Source organism: Vibrio sp. V43_P6S15P86, from assembly GCF_009904725.1.
Lineage (GTDB): Bacteria > Pseudomonadota > Gammaproteobacteria > Enterobacterales > Vibrionaceae > Vibrio > Vibrio diabolicus.
In genome coordinates this window covers 1-4,347 of record NZ_WXWT01000325.1, presented here as the reverse complement: position 1 = coordinate 4,347, position 4,347 = coordinate 1, and the positions used below count along the sequence as shown (strand labels likewise).

Genomic DNA, 4,347 nt, shown 5'->3' with positions numbered 1-4,347 from the left:
CCAAATCGCTTTATTGAACTGAAGATTTTGATTTATAAGGTGGTTATCCGAGAAATTAGATTGTGAATATTGCCAATAGCATCCTCACGCAATTCAACTTACTTCACGGTTTACCTTATAAATGTTGGATAATTTATCAAACCGACATTCATTATATCGATAACTTGTTTATGATAGCGGTCGATATAAAAGTGCTATTCAAAGGCTTTAAACCTAAGCGTGATCTTTCGCTTAGGAACACATAACTATGACAACGGAGTTGGTCGTGAAAAAACTACTATTGGCTACAGCAGTGGTCGCAGCTGCAGGGGGCGCTGGCTACCTGTACCAAAACAATACTACCCCGAGTGATTCAGTATCACTACTTTCGCAAGTTCCTGCGGATTCGCTCATGGTGACGTATCAGACGGAACCTTTTAATCATTATAAATACATGAATGCATTTGGCACGGCTAACCAAGGCTCGATTGCTGAACTTTTTGCCGATGAACCACTTTCTCCACAGCAACAGTTTGCCGTTAACTTGTTTGATGGATATCTGGAGAGCGCTGCATCGCCAGAAACGTTAAAAGCCTACTTAGGTACCGGAGAAAATATTAACCCTGTGTTGTACACAATCGGTATGGTACCAGTGTACAAATTGAAGATTGAAGACCCTGCCGCGTTATGGAAAACATTGGATCACGAAGAGCAGATGAGCGGTGCTAAGCACGAGCTGGTTAAACTTGGTGAAGTTGAGTTTCGTCGTTACGAGATGACAGATTCGGTTGACCCGCAAGATGGCATTGGCTTGGTTGTTGCCGTGGTTGACAACGTACTTACGCTAACGGTTGATATTCCGCAACTGGGTGTTCAAAACCCGCTTAAAATGGCATTGGGACTTGAGTCACCAAGTCAAAACATTGCGGAGAGTGGACGCCTAGCGGCGTTGCAGGCTAAATACGGCGAAAACAATAACTCTTTCGGTTACTTTGATCACCGTGAATTGGTTAAAGGTTTGACGACGAAAGATGGCAATATCTTTGCGCGTCAAGTCAGTATGCTGGATGCCATTGATCCTGAGCCGACTATTCAGGAGATGCGCTCACCAGCCTGTCATACTGAACTTACTCAAGTTGCAGAAAACTGGCCTCAATCCGTCGCATTTGCGGAATACAAGTTGAAAGGCGAGCAGGCATTCATTAAAGGTGCTTTTGTTGTTGAATCGAAAAATAAAGTGATTCTAGATGCGCTTAAGTCGATTCGTGGCGTTTTGGCAGAATCGAACAATGATAAGAGCTTCTTTAGCATGGCGCTTGGTTTAGACATTAATACGCTAGCGCCATCGATTGGTCAGATTTGGAGCGACTTGACTCAGCCTCAGTACCAATGTTCTTTATTGACACAAATGCAGCAAGAGATGGGTGGCCAAAACCCAGCCGCAGCTGTGAGCATGGGCTCCGGCATGGTTAACGGCCTGAAAGGATTAAGCCTGCAAATGTTTGATATCCGAGTTGACACTAATGCTCAGCACGGTGAAGTATTTAGCCAGCTAGATGGTATGTTGTCTCTATCTGCCAATGATCCAATGATGCTGATTCAAACCGCGCAAATGTTCGTCCCTGAGCTTGCTCAATTACAAATTCAGCCGGATAACCAGCCTGTTAATGTCAGTGACCTGCTAGAAATGCATACAGGCTTGAAGATGGATGTGTTTGCTCGCTTAAACGAAAACCATTTTACGCTCTACAGTGGTGAGAATGCCGAAGACGCGAGCAAAGAAGTGATGGCACAACCACTTTCTCCAAATGGCTTGTTCAGTTTTGACTTCGATTCAGAACGCATTTTGGAAGTGTTGGAAAGTGCGTCAGCCGTGACTGGTGAGCCGTTACCTGATGATGTTATGAAAAGCTTACAAGGCGAGCTTGTTGGTGGTATGACGATGGATGTAACAGATCAAGGTATTGGTTTTGAGTTTGATTACCGTGGTGCGACCAAACCCGTGACGGTTGCACAGCAGTAAAACATCGAGTAGAAAAAGGCGGCGCAGTGCCGCCTTTATTTCATCGTAGAACTCAGGTTTGTTTACCATCGAGTCGGACGTTCATCAAGATTATGACTGCAACCAAACAGGGTTACTCCAGGCTGTGCTGCCGTCTTTATCTTCGACTTCTAAACTTATCCATCCCTCTGCGTCGCTAGGTATAGGTAGCGACAACTCTATGCGTTGAGTATCAACTTTCGGGTTAATCGTCAGGGTATTCAGCACGTTGCCGCCTTTACCGATCAATCGAATTTCTTTTAGACCATCGGCTGCAACGACGTGGATATCCCACGTATCGCCAGCTGTTGCTGTTTCACCAAACATAATGTTTTGCGGATAAAGAATAGGGCCTTGTGTTGCGTAGCCATGGCCGGCTTTAAGTGCTTGCGCAAACTTCGACGGCGTTAGCTCTCCATCGACTCTTGCCATCATTCGAATCTGCCCCGTGAGTTGGTTCCACGCATCGTGGGTGTCGGTTCCCGCCGTAAAGTACATTGCTTCACCTTGATCCCAGAGTTTATGTGCTTTCTTCAACGTTGGTTCATTGTCTACGCGCGCATTAAGCTCCATAAGGTCGAAGCGATCCGTTTTACCACCAGGGACTGCATTTTTAGCGATATTCGTAAAGTAGCCATAATCGTTGTATGGATGGTTCATCGGTACGACTTCAGCCCCCATCTCATGTACGGCGTCAAGTAACTTGTGAACGTCAGTGGTGCCAGGATCGACCGTTAGCTCGGCGCCATTGTCGATAGGAAATGGGTTCATATGTCCCCATGATGGCGAAACTTCGATTGACGGAATAAAAGGCACGCCACGTTTCGCAGATAGTTCTGCAAACTTCTGGTGGTTAATGGTTGAGTCATGATCGCTAATGAAAGTCAGGTCAAGATCCGTTGCCAATTGAGCACGCACAACAATTTCTGGCGGGGTAACGCCTTCCAACACGTTGCCATGATGGTGTAAATCTGCGCCATACCAATGCTGACGGTTAGGAAACGTCACTTGAGGCACTTCTACTCGTTGCTTCGTCGTTTTACCGGACGTTAGAGTTACGTCTAATGTTTGGGTTTTAGCTGTAAAACCTCCACCAGAGTTGATACCTAATTTGTATTGACCGGGTGCCAGTTTTAGCTCCGCATGACCTGCAGGCAGCAGATCGGTAAAGAAGGTGCGTTTACCCAAAAATTCAACCGGTGGCGCTTGACCTTCAAGGATGGTGATTCTCGCATCTTTGGCCAGACCTGATGTTGCCTCTTCAACTTGAAGTGAGAGAGTTGCTGGGCGTTTTAGAGACGTAAAATCGAGTGTTTGCTCGCTATTTCTCGCCACTTTAATCGATTGCAGCTTGCTGTTTGCGTGACCAGTCGCTGTGCCGTAGATTTGGTACTCACCCTCAGGCAGCGCCATGCTGTACTGGCCATCTTTGGCCAATGTCCAGGCATAGGGTTGTCCTTCTTTTTCGATCATCACGATGGCATCTTCAGGAATACGACCATTATCCGCGCGTAATTGGCCGTTGATGGTGCCTGTCGCTTGTCCTAGTCGGTCAGCTTCTGCCTTAACAATGGGAGCCATGTCTCCATTCGGAACCACTTGTAGTCGGGATTGGAAAGTGCGGCTTTCACCTGCTTTCAAGGTATGCCCCAGGTACATGTCACGACCATTGTATTTGACGCGATCAAAATAAGGAGCATGAAGTGCAAAGGCCCAGTCTCGATCATAAGCGACCATGCGATCGGCGAGGGCATGGTCGGCCATGGATTCTTCTTTCCCTTCCAACCCCGGCACGGCAAATTGGTAGCCAGTGTCTGGCCAAATGGTGTGCCCTGATTCTAACGCGAGATCTTTTTTACCTTGGTTGGTCATGACCGTTTTAAGCGCAATTGAGTCAGATCCAGAAGCGAGTGTATACCATGTTGTGATATCAACGTTATCGAAGTTGCGGCTCACTTTAATGACCGCTTTATTGTCGCTGTCTTCGATAATTTCAATGGACTTGCGATCATTCGGCCATGCGGACCAGCTGTTAGGAATGAAGTCAGCAAAGGCAACACGGTCAAGATCTACTTTACCATCCTTTACTGCTGCCAAATCGACCAATGTTCCTCGCGGTACGCCCCATGGTGGTGCGGATTCAACAGCGAGAGCGAAGGCGACATGTTCGTTTTGAACGGTAATGTCTTGAGCGTGTGTAGCTTCGCCATCGGGGATCGTGGTCTTTCCCTGTGTGATACTCACTCCCGCATGCGCTGAAGTTCCAAGCAAAAGGCCAGAGATTAAAGTTGCCACTGCACTTTTTGAAAAATTATGCATGAAGACAC

At 46.9% G+C, this 4,347-nt stretch carries 2 protein-coding genes; one reads left to right on the top strand and one right to left on the bottom strand.

The features are described from left to right. Positions 1-247 precede the first annotated feature (247 nt). Complete coding sequence (locus CAG69_RS14375) at positions 248-2,002, top strand: hypothetical protein (protein WP_202600783.1); 1,755 nt, start codon at positions 248-250, stop codon at positions 2,000-2,002. A 90-nt stretch (positions 2,003-2,092) separates the two neighbouring features. Here CAG69_RS14375 and CAG69_RS14370 read toward each other — a convergent pair. Then, positions 2,093-4,347, bottom strand: a 2,255-nt coding sequence (locus tag CAG69_RS14370; protein ID WP_237668079.1) for a CehA/McbA family metallohydrolase, incomplete at its 5' end; no start/stop codon positions are given.